The organism is Bacillus sp. FSL M8-0277, from assembly GCF_037975305.1.
Taxonomy (GTDB): domain Bacteria; phylum Bacillota; class Bacilli; order Bacillales; family Bacillaceae; genus Bacillus; species Bacillus pumilus.
Map to the genome: position 1 here is coordinate 2,192,613 of NZ_CP150255.1, position 16,780 is coordinate 2,209,392.

The 16,780-nt window shown below is 42.6% G+C and carries 20 protein-coding genes; 4 read left to right on the forward strand and 16 right to left on the reverse strand.

What is annotated here, in order from left to right; all coding sequences use genetic code 11:
• Nucleotides 1-88: 88 nt before the first annotated feature.
• Entirely contained in the window at nt 89-370 is a 282-nt protein-coding gene (locus tag MKZ05_RS10945) for a hypothetical protein (protein ID WP_003215677.1), read from the forward strand.
• Nucleotides 371-436: 66 nt separating this feature from the next.
• Entirely contained in the window at nt 437-1,219 is a 783-nt protein-coding gene (locus tag MKZ05_RS10950; RefSeq protein ID WP_229200398.1) for a membrane protein insertase YidC, read from the forward strand.
• A gap of 36 nt (nt 1,220-1,255) precedes the next feature.
• Here MKZ05_RS10950 and MKZ05_RS10955 read toward each other — a convergent pair whose 3' ends face one another.
• Genes MKZ05_RS10955 through mce form a run of 4 tightly spaced genes read right to left on the reverse strand, consistent with a single transcriptional unit; the run spans nt 1,256 to nt 4,751 of the window.
• A complete protein-coding gene (locus MKZ05_RS10955) occupies nt 1,256-1,720 on the reverse strand; it encodes a chemotaxis protein CheW (RefSeq protein WP_003215942.1) in 465 nt (154 codons plus the stop codon).
• 14 nt (nt 1,721-1,734) lie between these two features.
• The gene (locus MKZ05_RS10960; RefSeq protein WP_050943793.1) at nt 1,735-2,856 is read right to left on the reverse strand and encodes a M20/M25/M40 family metallo-hydrolase; all 1,122 of its coding nucleotides are present in this window, start codon (nt 2,854-2,856) and stop codon (nt 1,735-1,737) included.
• A gap of 16 nt (nt 2,857-2,872) precedes the next feature.
• Entirely contained in the window at nt 2,873-4,342 is a 1,470-nt protein-coding gene (locus MKZ05_RS10965; RefSeq protein ID WP_339160112.1) for an acyl-CoA carboxylase subunit beta, read from the reverse strand.
• A complete protein-coding gene (gene mce, locus MKZ05_RS10970) occupies nt 4,329-4,751 on the reverse strand; it encodes a methylmalonyl-CoA epimerase (RefSeq protein ID WP_137054997.1) in 423 nt (140 codons plus the stop codon). The genes MKZ05_RS10965 and mce overlap by 14 nt, the downstream gene beginning before the upstream one ends.
• A 114-nt stretch (nt 4,752-4,865) precedes the next feature.
• Here mce and MKZ05_RS10975 point away from each other — a divergent pair, with 114 nt between their 5' ends.
• Complete coding sequence (locus MKZ05_RS10975; protein WP_257736823.1) at nt 4,866-4,946, forward strand: hypothetical protein; 81 nt, start codon at nt 4,866-4,868, stop codon at nt 4,944-4,946.
• 38 nt (nt 4,947-4,984) lie between these two features.
• Here the strand turns inward: MKZ05_RS10975 and MKZ05_RS10980 are convergent, their stop codons facing one another.
• The 6 genes from MKZ05_RS10980 to MKZ05_RS11005 form a co-directional block, all read right to left on the reverse strand.
• Nucleotides 4,985-5,494, reverse strand: a complete 510-nt coding sequence (locus MKZ05_RS10980) for a L,D-transpeptidase (RefSeq protein WP_335365361.1) — start codon at nt 5,492-5,494, stop codon at nt 4,985-4,987.
• Nucleotides 5,495-5,546: 52 nt separating this feature from the next.
• Entirely contained in the window at nt 5,547-6,500 is a 954-nt protein-coding gene (locus MKZ05_RS10985; protein ID WP_003216109.1) for an aromatic acid exporter family protein, read from the reverse strand.
• Between the two features lie 120 nt (nt 6,501-6,620).
• A complete protein-coding gene (locus MKZ05_RS10990) occupies nt 6,621-7,343 on the reverse strand; it encodes an amino acid ABC transporter ATP-binding protein (protein ID WP_003215712.1) in 723 nt (240 codons plus the stop codon).
• Nucleotides 7,336-7,992: an amino acid ABC transporter permease gene (locus MKZ05_RS10995; RefSeq protein ID WP_284907014.1), complete on the reverse strand. Its 657-nt coding sequence runs from the start codon at nt 7,990-7,992 to the stop codon at nt 7,336-7,338. Before MKZ05_RS10995 ends, MKZ05_RS10990 begins: the two co-directional genes overlap by 8 nt.
• Before the next feature lie 126 nt (nt 7,993-8,118).
• Entirely contained in the window at nt 8,119-8,883 is a 765-nt protein-coding gene (locus MKZ05_RS11000) for a transporter substrate-binding domain-containing protein (protein ID WP_012010505.1), read from the reverse strand.
• 195 nt (nt 8,884-9,078) lie between these two features.
• Entirely contained in the window at nt 9,079-9,516 is a 438-nt protein-coding gene (locus MKZ05_RS11005) for a BrxA/BrxB family bacilliredoxin (protein WP_003215907.1), read from the reverse strand.
• Between the two features lie 170 nt (nt 9,517-9,686).
• Between MKZ05_RS11005 and MKZ05_RS11010 the strand changes: the two genes are divergently transcribed.
• Nucleotides 9,687-10,580, forward strand: coding sequence for a YegS/Rv2252/BmrU family lipid kinase (locus tag MKZ05_RS11010; RefSeq protein ID WP_339160118.1), 894 nt, complete (start codon nt 9,687-9,689; stop codon nt 10,578-10,580).
• Nucleotides 10,581-10,595: 15 nt separating this feature from the next.
• Here MKZ05_RS11010 and MKZ05_RS11015 read toward each other — a convergent pair whose 3' ends face one another.
• From MKZ05_RS11015 to buk, 6 genes are all read right to left on the reverse strand, one after another.
• The gene (locus MKZ05_RS11015; protein WP_111911012.1) at nt 10,596-10,889 is read right to left on the reverse strand and encodes a YesK-like family protein; all 294 of its coding nucleotides are present in this window, start codon (nt 10,887-10,889) and stop codon (nt 10,596-10,598) included.
• A gap of 65 nt (nt 10,890-10,954) precedes the next feature.
• The gene (locus MKZ05_RS11020) at nt 10,955-12,211 is read right to left on the reverse strand and encodes a dihydrolipoamide acetyltransferase family protein (RefSeq protein ID WP_339160120.1); all 1,257 of its coding nucleotides are present in this window, start codon (nt 12,209-12,211) and stop codon (nt 10,955-10,957) included.
• An 18-nt stretch (nt 12,212-12,229) separates the two neighbouring features.
• The gene (locus MKZ05_RS11025; protein ID WP_113767408.1) at nt 12,230-13,213 is read right to left on the reverse strand and encodes an alpha-ketoacid dehydrogenase subunit beta; all 984 of its coding nucleotides are present in this window, start codon (nt 13,211-13,213) and stop codon (nt 12,230-12,232) included.
• 12 nt (nt 13,214-13,225) lie between these two features.
• On the reverse strand, nt 13,226-14,218 hold the full coding sequence (locus MKZ05_RS11030) for a thiamine pyrophosphate-dependent dehydrogenase E1 component subunit alpha (protein ID WP_050943786.1): 993 nt from the start codon (nt 14,216-14,218) through the stop codon (nt 13,226-13,228).
• Nucleotides 14,219-14,235: 17 nt separating this feature from the next.
• Nucleotides 14,236-15,660 (reverse strand): dihydrolipoyl dehydrogenase, encoded by a 1,425-nt coding sequence (gene lpdA / locus MKZ05_RS11035; protein WP_137054994.1) that lies wholly within the window; start codon nt 15,658-15,660, stop codon nt 14,236-14,238.
• Nucleotides 15,650-16,777 carry a butyrate kinase gene (buk, locus tag MKZ05_RS11040; RefSeq protein ID WP_095117839.1) on the reverse strand — a complete coding sequence of 376 codons (1,128 nt, stop codon included), beginning with the start codon at nt 16,775-16,777 and terminating at the stop codon, nt 15,650-15,652. The genes lpdA and buk overlap by 11 nt, the downstream gene beginning before the upstream one ends.
• Nucleotides 16,778-16,780: the final 3 nt, after the last annotated feature.

Consider the following 16,780-nt stretch of genomic DNA (forward strand, 5'->3'; position numbering starts at 1 on the left):
TCCTAAATCTATCGACTTGATGTTTGTTCCAATAGACATTTCATATGGTGTATAGTACACTGTGAGTAATGAAATGGATGTGATAATCATGATTATTGATACATTCAATGAAGTCTTTTTCCTTGTTGAATTCTTTACGATTATTCTTCCAGCGCTGACGGCCATCGGCATTGCTTTTTTATTAAAAGACTGCCGTATGAACGAACACCTCGGTGGACATCGTTTGGAAGAGTTGGACGCATCTTTATTGAATCGAACAGACTTTCTGTTTATCATATATGATCGCATTACAACTTGGATTAGTAAAGTCATTCGAATGAAACGATCATCAAACGATGATGAAGACCATTCGCTTCCTCTCTCTAATTAATTTTTTTAAAAATGAGGAGGAAACGAATTGAAACGTTTATTAACGATTTGTACGACTTTATGTTTAATGATGATTGCCTCACCTGCTTTTGCAGCGAGTGGGCAAACGAATACGAGCTCTGATGGGTTTTTCCATCATTATTTTGTCCAGCCTTTTTCTGAGCTGATCATTTGGCTTGCGAACTTCTTCCATGATGATTATGGTTTATCGATTATGTTCGTGACCTTGATCGTCCGTCTGCTAATTTTCCCTCTTTTTGCGAACCAATTTAAGAAGCAAAGAGTCATGCAGGAGAAAATGGCACTAGTGAAGCCTCAAATTGACGAAATTCAAAACAAATTGAAGAAAACGAAAGAACCTGAAAAACAAAAAGAACTACAAATGGAAATGATGAAAGTATACAAAGAGAACAATGTGAACCCGCTGGCAATGGGCTGTCTGCCTATGCTGATTCAAATTCCAATTGTTCTTGGCTTTTACTCAGCGATCCGCTCAACACCTGAGATCGCAACACATTCGTTCCTATGGTTTAACTTAGGACAAACCGATCTATTGGTCGCGATCTTTGCAGGCGCTATGTATTTCTTGCAATTTTATGTTACGCAAAGGTTTGCGAAGCAATCAGGCACCCAGACAGAGGCTGCGCTGAAGCAAGCCAAAGTGATGGGCATGATTTTCCCAATCATGATGCTGTTTATTTCAATCAATGCACCCGCTGCCCTTCCTTTATACTGGATGACAAGCGGATTATTACTCACAATCCAAACGATTATTTTAAATGTCATGTACCAAAAATCAAAATCAAAAAAAGCTGAGGCAAACGACCAAGCTAGCCCAGCTGCTGAATAAAGATAATCCCCTTATCATTTGATAAGGGGATTATCTTTATGCCAATTCTTCTTTTAACCGTTCTGGAAGTTGATCGAGATCCTCAATTCTCCCAAGGAACTTATTCGGGTCCACTTGTAAAATCATCTTGTTCTCTCTCTCCACAACGCCGAAAAAATATTCAGAGGCTTTCGTGTTCATATGAAATGGCTTGATCTCGCTTAGCTCGATATCAATAATATCTTTTGCATCCGAGACAAGACAGCCTACCATTTGTCCGTTTAATTCAAATAGCAACACCTTGGATTGTTCGTTCACATCAAGAGGCTTTCCGTGAAGCATCACGCCTGTGTCACTGACAGGAATGACCTCTCCCCTTAAAGACATGAGTCCTTTTATTTCTTTAGGAAGGTTCGATACTTCTTGTAAATAAGGGACCTTCTCAATCGAACGAATATGCTCTACACTGATGCCAAAATCCTCTTGCCCCACTTGGAAAATAATGATTTTTTGCGTGCTCACAGAGTCTCCTGCCTTTACGATGGATTTGTCGTTTCTTCGATAATGGCGAGAACCATTTCAGCTGTTTTGACTAATTCTTCAATCGGCATTTTCTCATTTTTCGTATGAATATCTTCATATCCAACAGCTAGGTTGACAGTTGGGACGCCGTTTCCTGCAATGACGTTTGCATCACTGCCTCCGCCGCTCGTCTGTAGTTCTGATGGACGGCCAATTTTTGCAGCCGCTTTTTTCGCCACTTCTACGACTTGATCGCCGTGAGAGAATTTGAAGCCTGGATACATGATGTCAATGTGTACATCGGCACTTCCGCCCATTTCTTTAGCGGTTTTTTCAAAGGCTTCTTTCATCTTCGCTACTTGGGCTTCCATTTTTGCAGGTTCTAAAGAGCGTGCTTCCGCAAGGATATCGACTTGATCGCACACAATATTCGTTTGCGTTCCGCCTTCAAAACGACCGATATTCGCCGTTGTTTCTTCATCAATTCGGCCAAGCGGCATACTAGCAATGGCTTTTGATGCAATGGTAATCGCAGACACACCTTTTTCAGGCGCGACACCTGCGTGAGCTGTTTTCCCGTAAATGGTTGCGCGTACTTTTGCCTGTGTTGGCGCTGCAACGATAATGGTTCCGACCTTGCCATCTGAATCAAGGGCATAGCCGTATGCCGCTGTCATCAACTTCGGATCTAACGCTTTTGCTCCGACAAGTCCTGATTCCTCACCTGCTGTGATGACAAATTCAATCGTTCCATGCGGTAAATTCTTCTCTTTCAGCACACGGATCGCTTCAAACATTGCCGCAAGTCCTGTCTTATCATCAGCACCAAGAATGGTTGTTCCATCTGTTTTCACATAGCCGTCTTCAATGACTGGTTTTACGCCATTGCCCGGAACAACTGTGTCCATATGAGACGTGAAATAGATGGTATCAGCCTCTTGAGTGCCTTCCAGTGTACAGATGAGGTTGCCTGCACCGTGGCCTGTTTTCGCTTTTGAGTCGTCTTCCACCACTTTTAGTCCAAGCTGCGAGAATTTTTCTTTTAAGACTTCCACAATTTTCTCTTCGTGTTTTGTTTCCGAATCAATCTGAACTAGTTCTAAAAATTCGTCTAGTAAACGTTTTTCATTGATCATGATGATGCTCCTCCTCTTATAGCGGCATGTTGCCATGCTTTTTTAACGGTCTATCTTCTTCCTTCCTGCGAAGCAAATCAAATGAGCGAATCAATCGTTTTCTCGTTTCAGACGGCATGAAAATATCGTCTATCAGCCCTGCCTGAGCCGCTTTGAATACACTTGGCTCCGTTTCAACCTTGCGCGAAGCAGGATGAACGATTTCGTCAGCGAACGTTTTCCCCATGACATCAATTTCTGCCGCTGGCCATGCATAAACAAAGTCAGCGCCTAATCCCTTGCTATTCATTGCGACATACGCACCGCCATACGCCTTTCTTAAAATCACCGTGATTTTTGGAACGGTCGCTTCAGCGTACGCATATAAAAGCTTTGCGCCGTGACGGATAATTCCCGCATGCTCGGCTTTCTCACCTGGTAAAAAGCCGGGGACGTCTACAAGTGTTAAGAGCGGAATATGAAACGCATCGCAAAATCGAATAAACCTGGCCGCTTTATCGGCAGCATCAAGGTCAAGGCTTCCTGCCAGCACCTTTGGCTGATTGGCAACTATACCAATTGAAGCCCCTTGTAATCTGGCAAACCCTGTGACGATATTTTTTGAGAAACAAGGTTGTGTCTCAAAGAATGAGCCTGAATCGATGATCGCTGTCACCACTTGTTTGACATCATAGGTGCGTGATGGATCCTTCGGCAAGATGTTGCCTGGATCAGCTGCGTCTTGCTTACTCGTTTCAGCGTCCATGACAGTCTGTTGTTTCGTTGGTATGTACGTTAAAAGTGTTCGAACCGCTTTTAACACGTCTTTCTCATCTTTGCCAGTATAGTGCACATTCCCGCTTGTCTGATGCTGAACACTTGCACCGCCAAGACGGTCAGGACAGACCGTTTCTCCTGTTGCCTTTTCTATGACTTTCGGACCTGTTAAAAACATATGAGCTGTCTGTTCTGTCATGAATACAAAATCAGTCAAGGCAGGAGAATAGACTGCTCCTCCAGCACAAGAGCCTAAAATAACGGATATTTGCGGGATTTGACCAGAGTACAGCACATTCCGTTTAAAAATCTGTCCGTATCCTTCTAATGATACCACACCCTCTTGAATTCTCGCACCACCTGAGTCTTTTAGACCGATGACCGGCATCTGATTTTTAGCTGCGAGATCCATTAGAGAAGCAATTTTTTTGGCATGTATTTCGCCTAAAGACCCTCCATGCACTGTTGCATCTTGTGCATAAACACATACCGGCTTTCCATGAATGAGTCCAGTTCCAGTGACGACGCCATCACCGACATGCTCTGACATGCGGCCTGTTGCAAATCCTTGAATTTCCATGAAACTGCCCTCGTCAAGAAGTTCATGCAGCCGCTGACGAACCGTTAGTTTTCCTTTGTTCCGGTGCGCAGCTGCACGTTTCACGCCGCCGCCCATGAATGCTTTTTCGCGCCATGTAGCCAAGTCATTGAACGATTCATTCATTGCCATGTTCCTCTCCTTTCAAGGGCTCGCACAATTCGAATAACACACCGGACGTTTCTTTCGGTGAAATAAAAGCAATCCGCTTCCCGCTCGCGCCTATCTGTGCTGATTGTTGGAGAAGCTCCACGCCAAGATGATCAAGACGGTTAAGGTCCGCCTGTATGTCACCTGACTTTAGCGCAATATGATGGAGTCCCTCTCCTCTTTTTGTTAAAAAGGTATGTAGTTTGCTGCTACCGGACATCGGTTCAATTAATTCAATGTGCACATGATCAAGTGAAGCGAAGGACGCTTTAATCTCCTGCTCAGGAATTTCTTGTATGTCTGAAAAATGCCAGTTAAACAGCTGTTGAAGAATTCGAGATGTGTTTTTTATAGAAAAGACCGCAATGGCAATATGGTCGATTTGATTCATCCGTTCACTTCCTTTGTTGATCACTTGTCGCATTTGAAAAAACGAGCTAGAATAAAGAAAGGTGCGTTCGTCGCAAAAAATCTTCGGTTATAGGGGTGCGATATGTCTCAGAAAATGATGAAATTCATGGTATTGCTCATGATTAGCCTGCTACTAATATCTTCACTTTTAGCAGGAGCCGCAACCTTTTTATAAGGTTTCAATAAAAGCAGACAAGCAGGTGATTCGTTCAATCAACGAATGGCCTGTTTGTCTTTGGCAAGCTTTTCAAATGAATCGGTTGATGTTGTAATCCACACTTTTGTCCCAACCGGAAGCTGGTCAAATAGAAGCGCTACATCTTGATTATGAAGTCTCACACAGCCTGCCGTGATAAATTTCCCTATCGATGTTTCGTCACTCGTCCCATGAATTCCGTATGTTCTACCATCTGTTCCTCGTGCATCAAATCCAATCCATCTTCTGCCAAGAGGGTTATTCTTCGCACCGCCTTCGATATTCTTTTTTCTGTAATAGGGATCTTTCGCTTTGATCATAATGGTAAATTCCCCTTCTGGCGTTAAATCGGACGTTTTCCCTGTAGAAGCAGGATATATTTTTTGGATTTGTCCTTGATCAATATAGGCAAGTTCATTTGTTTGTTTATTAATAATGACATAAGGGTCTCCTGGAAGCGGGTTTTGTCCGAGCGGCCAGATAGGTGAAAGGGACATGGTCAATACGGTATAAAATAAAAGACGCATAGGCTCCTCCTTTTTCATTAGATTGACCAATGAAGGAGGAACTCATGCGTCTCTATTCTTTCATCCCTTTAAAATAGCTTTTCAGTACTAAATATTGTTCCATTTCTCCAAGGAAATGAAACAGTGCAGCTCTTGCCTCAAACTCTTCTCTTGTTTGCGGCAGCGGTAGCTTATCGAACTCTTCTTTCATATCAATGAGGCGCCTTAAAAACTTATGCGCCGTGTTCCCTGGGTGAATATGTTCGCGTAAGTCTCTAATGTATTCTGCAATGATTTGTCCATGCTCTGTTGTAATGGAAATGGACGTGATCTTCGGAAGCACACGCTCGATGATTTCGAACTGCTTTTGCCTCATATTGAAATAATGATAATACAGGTTTTCATGTCTTAAGACATGGTTTTCAACATCACGATATGCGAGAGCTTTCGCTTCTTTAATCAATTGATGTGTCTCTGGTATTTCTTTGCCTGTCCAGTCTTGTTTCCCTGTCATTAAGTATTGCTCGATTTCTTCAAAAATTTTTGCAAAGTTGTCTTCAATCTGTTCGCTGTAGCGTTTGAGCTTTTTATCGACACTTGGCATATACAGGTTCATGATAAGTGCCACGCCAACACCAATCGTAATCAGCAGCAGCTCATTCCAGATGAGGTGAAGGGTAATCCCGCCCGACATGTATAAATGGAGGATGATGACTGAACTTGTGACAATCCCTTCTTTAATGCGGAGCAATACGGTTGTCGGAATAAAGACAAGCAGCATCAGACCAATCACAAAAGGATGATACCCAATCAGATCGAAAAATAGATAAGAAAATAAAATGGCAAGACTGCATGCGGCAAAGCGGGCGCCTGATGCAAGAAGCGACCGTTTCTTTGTCACCTGAATACACAGAATCGTAATAATCCCGGCAGCGGAATAATTTTGAAGGCCAAGCAGTTGCGCAATATAAATGGCGATCGCTGTTCCTAATGCTGTTTTCAGCGTTCGGTAGCCGATTTTAAACATGATATGAGTCACTCTTTTCTGTCTTGTTTCTATTCACTTATTGTGAAATGATGAACTTTTTTACTTTCCCCATTATAATCAAAAAAAGAAGGAGATGTTAAGTCTCCCTCTCTTTTTTCTTTATAATATTTTTTGTAAGAAGTCTTTCGCGCGCTGTGATGACGGTGATTCAAAGAATTGCACAGGGTTTGCATCCTCTACAATTTTCCCATCGTCCATAAAGATCACGCGGTCAGCCACTTCTTTTGCAAAGCCCATTTCATGTGTGACGATCACAAGTGTCATACCAGATTGAGCCAGCTCTTTCATGACCTCTAGCACTTCCTTGACCATTTCTGGATCTAGTGCAGATGTTGGCTCGTCAAACAGCATGATGTCTGGTGTCATTGCAAGCGCACGTGCAATTGCGACACGCTGCTTTTGACCACCTGACAAGCGGTTCGGAAAATCATCTTTTTTCTCTAAAAGTCCTACCTTTTTCAGCAGATCTTCAGCTTGTTTGATGCTGTCTTCCTTCGATTGATTCTTCACATTCATTGGCGCATATGTGATATTTTCCAGCACCGTTTTATGCGGGAAAAGGTGAAAATGCTGAAACACCATTCCGATGTTCTCACGCACTTTGAGTGCATTGGTTTTTGGGTTTGTGATTTCGGTATCCTGAATCGTAATGACACCAGAAGTCGGCTTTTCGAGCAAGTTGATGCAGCGAAGAAACGTCGATTTTCCTGAACCAGATGGTCCAATGACTGCGACAACTTCCCCTTCTTTAATGGTGGTGTCGATCCCTTTTAATACTTCATTTTTGCCAAAAGATTTTGTGAGTTTCTCTATGTTAATCATTTGATTTTAACTTCCTTTCCACCGACTTACCGACAAAGGTGAGAACAAGCACGATGATATAATAGATGAGACCCGCAAAAATAAGCGGTTCAAGATAATTATACGTGACGGCACCTGCTTGATAGGCTCGTCTCATGACATCTCCCAGTCCAATGACTGTCACAATAGCAGATTCTTTTGTCAGAGTAATCGTTTCGTTCACAAGTGCAGGTGAAATATTTTTAAATGCCTGCGGAAGCAATAAGTCCTTCATCATTTTAGCATAAGGGATGCCTAAAGCAACGGCTGCTTCTTTTTGACCTTTATCAATGGCATTAATACCAGCGCGAATAATTTCAGATACGTAAGCCGCAGAGTTTAGTGAAAATGCCGCTACAGCAGCCCAGTATTGATCGATTTGAAACCCAAGAAGCTGGGGCAGACCGAAATAAATAATGAGCAATTGAAGCACAAGCGGTGTGCCTCGGAAGATGGATGTATAAAAATCTGCAAGCCAAATGAGCGGCTTAAATACACTAATTTTGCAAAGCGTTAATAAAATCCCTAAAATAAATCCAAGAAAAAGTGATACCACTACAATAGAAAGTGTGACCTTAAGCCCTTCTAAAATAAAGGGCATCTGAGGTATTACATCTTTAAAATCTAACATGACAGTCTCCTTTTTTATGCCTTCATACGAAATCAAAAAATAAAACAGGAAAAAAGTTCAACATGAGTTGAACTTTTCAGCGCTTTTTACTGAATTTTCGTGAATGACGCTGATCCTTTTCCTGACTTATTTTTCATCAGCAAACCATTTTTTAATTAATTTATCAAGTTCGCCATTGTCTTGCATTTCTTTTAATGATTTATTAAATTTAGCTGTTAAGTCGCTATTTTTCTTGAATGCAATGGCTGAACCTTCATTTGAACTATTCAATCCAAATGCTTGGAAGTCTTTTTCTTTTTTCAAATAACCAGCAGCTACTTTATCTTCAATAATGGCTGCATCAAAACGACCTGCTTTGATTTCTTGAATGATATCAGAGATTTTATTACGGTCTTCCACTTTTAAGTTATATTTCTTTTGCAAACCGTTTGCTTCATCCTGCTGGATTGAACCTAATTGAACGCCGACTGTTTTATCTTTTAAGTCTTTCTCTGTTTTCATCCCGCTAGATTTCTTTGAGACAACTAAGTTTTTTGCATTGTAATAAACATCAGAGAAATCTAATTGTTTTTTGCGTTTTTCTGTAGGGGTCATGCCTGCTAGGACAATATCAGCTTTGTTTGTTTTAAGGGCGGATACAAGGCTTGCGAAATCCATATCTTGAATTTCTAGCTTGTAGCCGTTCTTTTTCGCTAGTGCTGTTGCAAGATCAACATCAAAACCGACAATTTTATCTCCGTCTTTTGATTCAAATGGCGGATAATCTGCTGATGTCGCCATAACGAGTGTTTTGTCATCTCCTGATGCGTTTGAATTATTAGAAGAAGTTCCGCAAGCTGCGAGTGCAGCTGCAAGACCAGCTGTCATAAGTAATAATAACCACTTTTTCATAAGATAGTGCCTCCTAGTATTTAAAATCATGTATTGTTTTGAATATTTATTCACTATAATGTATTTTAAACACTTTCTTTTTAAGATGCAATAGTATTTCGCTAAAATTATTTTGATTCAATGGTCTTATATAACAAAAAGCAGACCGATCTAAAGACCGGGCTGCTTTATATGTCATCATTCAAACGTCACATGTTAAATTTCTTTGCAATGCTCATCGAATGCAGCTTGAAGCTTTGACACGACTTCCATTGGTTCGTGCCCTTCAATTTCATGACGTTCGACCATTTTAATGATTTTTCCATCTTTTAATAATGCAAAGGATGGTGAAGATGGCGGGAAGCCTTCAAAGTATTCACGGGCTCTTGCGGTTGCCTCTTTGTCTTGTCCAGCAAACACTGTCAGCAATTGATCTGGACGCTTATCGTAATGAACAGAATAGCCTGCAGCTGGTCTTGCAATACCACCAGCACATCCGCATACTGAATTCACCATCACAAGTGCCGTGCCTTCTTTAGACAGGGCTTCATCCACTTCTTCAGCTGATGTAAGCTCATTATAGCCAGCCTGTTTGATCTCTTCTCTCGCTTGTTTCACAATATCATTCATAAATAAATTAAAATCAATATTCATTGTCCGTCCACTCCTTTAGCATGCCAAAACCATTTTAACAACATCATATCAAGGAAAACGCCTGCGGGCAAATGTGTTGTCTTTTCATTCCCCACTTTTTCTGAACATCGTTTATACGCCGCGAAATTGGGGAAAAGTGATGATAAAGAGATGAAAGGGAGAACTGCGTGATGGCACAATTCAAAAAAGCGATGCTCATTTATAATGGAAATGCTGGACAAAAAAACATGGAAAAAGTTCTCGGTCAAACAGTACCTCTTCTTTCTCTACATATTGATGAACTCATTCTTAAACCAACAAAGCAGCCAAATCATGCTTATGAATTCTGTCGCACAATTGATGAGACGATAGAATTGCTTATCATATTAGGCGGAGATGGAACCGTGCATGAATGCATGAATGGCATCGGTGGTTTAGAAAAAAGGCCAGCTGTAGCGATTTTACCAGGCGGGACATGCAATGACTTTTCTAGAACGCTTGGTATTCCGCAACAAATGCAGAAAGCCGCTCAAATGATTGTAGACGGCGTAGAAAAAAAAGTCGACTTAATCAAAGCAGGAGATCGATACTTGTTAAACTTTTGGGGCATCGGGCTGATTGCAGACACATCCAACAATATTAATGACAAGGAAAAAGCTGTACTCGGCAAAATTAGCTACTTCACAAGTGCCTTGCGCACCTTACAGCAAACAGATCCTTTTCACGTACGAATTGAAACAGAGGAGGAAAGCTGGGAAGAGGACGCTGTCATCGTTCTTGTCATGAATGGACATTTCATCGGGACAAATAAAATTGATTTGCCGAGTGCAGCGATTGATGATGGGAAAGCAGAAATCTTAATTTGCAGAAATACGAGCTTCTCTGCTCTAAAAGAAATCTTTTCTATGAACCGGGAAGAGCTGGAGGATTTCACCGGCGATCTGTCTCTCATTCAAGCATCCAATATTCAGATTCACACAAAAGAGGAAATGGATGCTGATACAGATGGCGAAGTGTACATGACAGCCCCTGCTTTTTTAGAAGTGTTAAAACAACATTTGACCTTTATTGTTCCAGCAGAATAAAGAAAACGCCCGAGATCATTCTTTTTCGGGCGTTTTTTTGATATAGCGTCTGTATAAATATTCAAGTGCATAGCCAAGCAGCGTCCCGGCAAGAAGAGAAATTCCTAAGAGGCTATTCGCTGCTCCTTTAAATCCACCGACAATCAGCAAGCAATACAAAACTTGAATCATTGAAACGATTGATATGATCAGTAGTAATCTTTCAGGATGATTGCGTGATTTAGAAATATATCGAAGAAAAGCGAACGCAATTGCTGTGATAAACATGAGTCCAATCGTTAAAAACGCAAAAAAGTCTAGTCCAGACATACCATCGCTCCTTTCTCATCATGTGGAAATCCCCCTCTCCTTAGCGGGAGGGGGACATTCTTGTTTTAGTAAACAGATGTTTGCTCATCAATGCCTTCAAGGATTTGTTTAATCCGTTGAAGGAATCTGCCGCATACAAGACCATCAAGAACTCTGTGATCTAATGAGAGACAAAGGTTGACCATGTCTCTTGCTGCAATCATACCATTTACAATCACCGGACGCTTCACGATCGATTCTACTTGTAAAATCGCCGCTTGCGGATAATTGATGATTCCCATAGATTGTACAGAACCAAATGATCCCGTGTTGTTTACAGTGAAGGTGCCGCCTTCCATGTCACTTTGCTTCAGCGTACCTTGTCTCACCTTGGAAGCAAGCTCATGAATTTCCTTGGCGATGCCTTTAATCGTTTTTTCATCTGCATCCTTAATAACTGGAACAAAAAGAGCGTCATCAGTCGCAACAGCAATCGAGACATTGATCGCTTTCTTTTGCACAATTTTATCTCCAGCCCACATGCTGTTCATTTCTGGGAATTCCTTTAAGCTCTGAGCCACTGCTTTGACAAAGAACGCAAAGAACGTCAAATTAAAGCCTTCTTTTGCTTTAAATTGGTCCTTGAGCTGATTTCTTCTAGTCACAAGGTTTGTCACATCAACTTCCATCATCGTCCATGCATGCGGAATTTCATGTTTGCTTCTCAGCATATTTGCCGCAATCGCCTGTCTGATTGGCGTGACTGGCACTTCAACATCACCAGGCATTGTAGAGATGGAAGGCGCCGCTTTTGGTTTTGATGGCTGCACAGGCTCTGGCTTGACCGCCTGTTCATTGCCAGGTGCTGTCTTCTCTTGCATGCCGCCGTTTTCAATGAGCTGAAGTAAATCTTTTCTTGTGATTCGTCCGCCTGCTCCCGTTCCTTGCACTGCCGCTAAATCAATGCTGTGCTCATCTGCTAACCGAAGGACTGCTGGAGAGTAGCGTTTCTTTTGACTTTGATTCTCTTTTGTTTGATCTGCTTCAGGTGCTTCACTTTGCTCAGGTGCCGCTTCTTCTTTCGCACTCTGCTGTGAGCTACCTTCTACTTCAATTTCACAGAACACTTCTCCTACTTGCAGTGTATCGCCTTCTTCAGCCGATAGCTTTGTAATCGTTCCTGTAAAAGATGACGGGACTTCTGCGTTCACTTTATCCGTCATAACTTCCGCAATAGGATCGTATTTATTCACATGATCGCCAGGTGAAACGAGCCATTTGCTGATGGTTCCTTCTGTTACACTTTCACCTAACTGAGGCATTTTCATTTGTTCAATTGCCACTTGAAACCCTCCTCTTTCTTAAAACGCCGCTAGCTCTCTCATTTCAGCTTCAACCTTATCTGGGTTGACCATGAAGAATTTTTCCATCGTCGGTGCATAAGGCATTGCCGGGATTTCTGGTCCGGCTAGACGTTTGATTGGTGCGTCTAAATCAAATAAGCAATGCTCTGATATGATCGCCGCTACCTCACTCATGATGCTGCCCTCTTTTGTATCTTCCGTTAAAAGAAGCACTTTGCCTGTTTTTGATGCCGCTTCAATAATGGCTTCCTGATCAAGCGGGTACACTGTTCTCAAATCGAGAATATGCGCAGAAATGCCATCTTTTGCAAGGCGGTCTGCTGCTTGCAACGCAAAATGGACGCAGAGGCCATATGTAATGACCGTGATATCATCGCCTTCACGTTTCACATCTGCTTTTCCAATAGGGAGTGTGTAATCATCTTCAGGTACTTCTCCTTTAATGAGACGGTAGGCACGTTTGTGTTCAAAGAACAATACAGGATCTGGATCACGCACCGCAGCTTTTAAAAGACCTTTTACATCATAAGGCGTAGAAGGCATGACAATCTTCAAACCAGGCTGGTTGGCAAAAATCGCTTCAACTGATTGTGAATGATAAAGCGCCCCGTGAACTCCGCCCCCATAAGGTGCGCGGATGACCATTGGACAGCTCCAATCGTTATTTGAGCGGTATCTAATTTTCGCAGCCTCTGAAATGATTTGGTTAATAGCAGGCATGATAAAATCCGCAAATTGCATCTCAGCAATTGGGCGCATTCCATACATCGCTGCTCCAATCCCTACACCAGCAATAGCTGATTCTGCAAGAGGTGTATCCATGACGCGCGCTTCTCCGAATTGCTCATAGAGACCCGCTGTCGCTTTAAATACGCCGCCCTTTTTCCCGACATCCTCTCCGAGCACAAACACTTTCGGATCTCGCTCCATTTCTTCTTTCATCGCCAGTGTAATGGCGTCTATATATGACATAACAGGCATTTTTCTTCCCCCTTACTCCGCATACACGTAACGAAGTGCGCTTTCAGCATCAGCATAAGCAGCGTTTTCCGCTTCATCAGTAGCTTCGTTTACGATTTGCATGATTTCTTTTGTCATCTCTTCTTTCATTTCTGAAGTCATGACGTTTCCTTCGGTTAAATACGTTTCATATTGGATGAGCGGATCTTTCTTTCTCGCTTCGAGCACTTCTTCTTTTTCTCGATAGCTTGAATCATCGTCATCACTTGAATGCGCAGTTAAACGGTAAGAGATCGTTTCAATCAACGTTGGTCCTTCGCCTCTTGCTGCACGGTCTCTCGCTTCTTTGACAGCGGCATATACTTCAAGCGGATCATTGCCATCAACGGTTACACCAGGCATTCCGTACCCAATCGCACGATCTGAAATGCGTTCACATGCTACTTGTTTGTCATACGGCACGGAAATCGCGTACTTATTGTTTTCACACATGAAAATAACAGGCAGCTTATGCACAGCAGCAAAGTTAGCGCCTTCGTGGAAATCACCTTGGTTTGAAGAGCCCTCACCGAACGTGACAAAGCTGACAAAGTTTTTCTGATCTAGTCGTCCAGCAAGTGCAATCCCCACTGCATGAGGAACCTGCGTTGTAACAGGTGAAGATCCTGTCACAATTCGATTTGATTTCTGTCCAAAATGCCCTGGCATCTGTCTTCCGCCTGAGTTTGGATCGTCTTGTTTTGCGAAACCTGACATCATTAAATCTTTTGCTGTCATTCCAAATGCGAGGACAACCCCCATATCACGGTAGTAAGGTAAGACGTAATCCTCTTCTCTATTGAGAGCGAAAGCAGCACCGACTTGCTGCGCTTCCTGCCCTTGACAAGAAATGACGAATGGAATTTTACCTGAACGGTTTAAAAGCCACATCCGTTCATCAATTTTTCTTGCTAGAAGCATTGTTCTATATATATCAATTGCTTGTTCATCAGATAATCCTAATTCATGATGACGCATGTTACTCATCTTATTTCCCTCCTTGATTAAAAATGGATCGCTTTCCCGTCAACAGCAAGGGCAGCCTCGCCAATCGCCTCTGATAAGGTTGGGTGCGGGTGAATTGTTTGCCCGACTTCCCACGGCGTTGCATCAAGTACTTTGGCTAATCCAGCTTCAGATATCATATCTGTGACATGAGGACCAATCATATGAATCCCTAAAATATCATCTGTCTTTTGATCAGCAATGATTTTGACGAATCCATCTGACTCCCCGTACACAAGTGCTTTCCCGATCGCCATAAATGGGAATTTCCCCATTTTGACCTCGAAGCCTTGCTCTTTTGCCGCCTGTTCAGTGAGTCCAACACTCGCGGTTTCCGGGTGAGAGTATACACATTTAGAAACGAGCGTTTCATCGAGCGGCTTTGGATCTTGACCAGCCATATGCTCCACAGCAATCATGCCTTCGTGTGAAGCCACATGTGCCAGCTGAAGCCCACCAATGACATCTCCTATTGCATAAATATGCGATTCTTTCGTTTGATAATGTTCATTCACGACAATGCCTTGTTTTTCTGTTTGGATCTCCGTGTTTTCAAGACCAATGCCTTCAATATTTGGTACTCTGCCGACTGATAGAAGAAGTTTTTCCGCTTCAAACGTCTGAATGTCTCCATCCTTTTCTGCTTGAATCGTCACGAGATTCTCCAGCTTTTTAACGGTATCTGGCAGTACTTTCGCATTTGTCACAAAGGTGATGCCTTTTTTAGATAAAAGCTTTTCCATTTCTTTAGAAATGTCATGATCCTCTGTTGGCAATATGCGGTCTGCAAATTCAATCACAGTCACTTTCACACCGAAATCATTGAGCATGGAAGCCCACTCGATTCCGATCACCCCGCCGCCGACAATGAGCATCGACTGCGGAAGCTCTGGCAGTTCAAGTGCATCATCTGATGTAAGAATATGCGTCCCATCTGCTTCAAGTCCAGGCAGCACACGCGGTCTTGAACCTGTCGCAATGATGACCTGCTTTGGAATAAGCATTTCATTTTCATCTCCATTTGCCATTTCTACGGAGATGGTTCCTGGCATTGGCGAAAAGATAGATGGGCCAAGAATACGGCCGATCCCTTCATAAACATCAATTTTTCCTTGTTTCATTAAATGTTTGACGCCGCCTGCTAGTTTCTCTACAATCTCTGCTTTTCTTTTCTGTACATTGGCAAACTGCAAGGCGATGCCATTTGCCTCAACGCCAAAATCAGCAGCACGTTGGACGGTTTGATAGACTTCAGCACTTCTAAGCAGCGCTTTAGACGGAATGCATCCTTTATGCAGACATGTTCCGCCAAGCTTTTCTTTTTCTACAACTGCTGTTTTCAATCCAAGCTGTGAGGCACGAATGGCCGCTACATAGCCGCCTGTGCCCCCACCAAGAATGACGAGGTCATATTCAGTTGCCATGACTAGTCACTCCTTTCTTCATCCGTTGATCATTTGGGTATTCTTTCGGAGATTCTTCTTCTTTTAAAATACGAAGTGCACCTTCTGCTAAGGATTGCAGCTCATTTTCGCCTGGATACACGACAACATCTGAAATCCAGTCAATGTGACCTCTAATACTTGATGTAATTTGTTTGCTGTACGCAAGTCCGCCTGTTAACACAATAACGTCAACTGCGCCTTTTAAGACAGCACTAGCCGCACCGATTTCCTTGGCAATTTGATAGCACATCGCTTCATAAATCAGCGCCGCCCGTTCATCGCCTGCTTCAATCATGCGCTCAACTTTCACAGCATCTGTCGTACCAAGGTAGCCCGCAAGACCACCTTCACCAATAATGCGTTTCAGCATTTCCTCTTGGCTGTACTGACCAGAAAAGCAAAGATTGACGAGGTCACCTGTTGGCAGGGTCCCCGCTCGCTCTGGGCTAAAAGGTCCTTCGCCATGCAGTCCGTTATTGACATCAATGACTTTACCTTTTTCATGGACACCAATGGTGATGCCGCCGCCCATATGTGTAATAATCATATTCAAATCTTCATAGCGCTTCCCAAAGGATGCAGCTGTTTTTCTTGCGACTGCTTTTTGATTTAATGCATGGAAGATGCTTTTTCTTTCAATCGTTGGCAACCCTGAAATACGAGCAATTGGTTTTAGCTCATCCACTACAACTGGATCGACAATAAAAGCTGGGATGTTCAAACCAAGTGCAATTTCTCGTGCAATGATACCGCCCAGATTTGATGCATGCTGGCCAGCATATCCTTCTTTCAAGTCTTGCACCATTTGCTCATTGACTTCATATGTGCCACCTTCAATCGGACGAAGAAGACCGCCGCGCGCACAAACTGCATCAAACTTTGAGATGTTCATTCCTTGTTCATGCAGCGTCTTCAGGATTGTTTCTTGACGAAATGAAAACTGATCAATGATATGAGGAAACTGCTTTAATTCCTCATCTGTATGTCTGAGTGTCGTTTCAAAAATAGATCGTTCATTGTGAAACACACCAATTTTTGTTGAAGTAGAGCCAGGATTAATTGTGAGAATACGCCATTCTTTTGTCAGCAAAAACAAAAC

Coding starts and splice junctions, on each gene's coding strand:
- MKZ05_RS11025 (WP_113767408.1), bottom strand. CDS start 13,213: ATGCCTGTTATGTCATATATAGACGCCATTACACTGGCGATGAAAGAA.
- MKZ05_RS10990 (WP_003215712.1), bottom strand. CDS start 7,343: ATGATTAACATAGAGAAACTCACAAAATCTTTTGGCAAAAATGAAGTA.
- MKZ05_RS10960 (WP_050943793.1), bottom strand. CDS start 2,856: ATGATCAATGAAAAACGTTTACTAGACGAATTTTTAGAACTAGTTCAG.
- MKZ05_RS10980 (WP_335365361.1), bottom strand. CDS start 5,494: ATGCGTCTTTTATTTTATACCGTATTGACCATGTCCCTTTCACCTATC.
- mce (WP_137054997.1), bottom strand. CDS start 4,751: ATGAATCAAATCGACCATATTGCCATTGCGGTCTTTTCTATAAAAAAC.
- MKZ05_RS11030 (WP_050943786.1), bottom strand. CDS start 14,218: ATGAGTAACATGCGTCATCATGAATTAGGATTATCTGATGAACAAGCA.
- MKZ05_RS10945 (WP_003215677.1), top strand. CDS start 89: ATGATTATTGATACATTCAATGAAGTCTTTTTCCTTGTTGAATTCTTT.
- MKZ05_RS11010 (WP_339160118.1), top strand. CDS start 9,687: ATGGCACAATTCAAAAAAGCGATGCTCATTTATAATGGAAATGCTGGA.
- MKZ05_RS11005 (WP_003215907.1), bottom strand. CDS start 9,516: ATGAATATTGATTTTAATTTATTTATGAATGATATTGTGAAACAAGCG.
- MKZ05_RS11000 (WP_012010505.1), bottom strand. CDS start 8,883: ATGAAAAAGTGGTTATTATTACTTATGACAGCTGGTCTTGCAGCTGCA.
- MKZ05_RS10975 (WP_257736823.1), top strand. CDS start 4,866: ATGATGAAATTCATGGTATTGCTCATGATTAGCCTGCTACTAATATCT.
- MKZ05_RS10985 (WP_003216109.1), bottom strand. CDS start 6,500: ATGTTTAAAATCGGCTACCGAACGCTGAAAACAGCATTAGGAACAGCG.
- MKZ05_RS11015 (WP_111911012.1), bottom strand. CDS start 10,889: ATGTCTGGACTAGACTTTTTTGCGTTTTTAACGATTGGACTCATGTTT.
- lpdA (WP_137054994.1), bottom strand. CDS start 15,660: ATGGCAACTGAATATGACCTCGTCATTCTTGGTGGGGGCACAGGCGGC.
- MKZ05_RS10965 (WP_339160112.1), bottom strand. CDS start 4,342: ATGGCAATGAATGAATCGTTCAATGACTTGGCTACATGGCGCGAAAAA.
- MKZ05_RS10995 (WP_284907014.1), bottom strand. CDS start 7,992: ATGTTAGATTTTAAAGATGTAATACCTCAGATGCCCTTTATTTTAGAA.
- MKZ05_RS10950 (WP_229200398.1), top strand. CDS start 437: ATGATGATTGCCTCACCTGCTTTTGCAGCGAGTGGGCAAACGAATACG.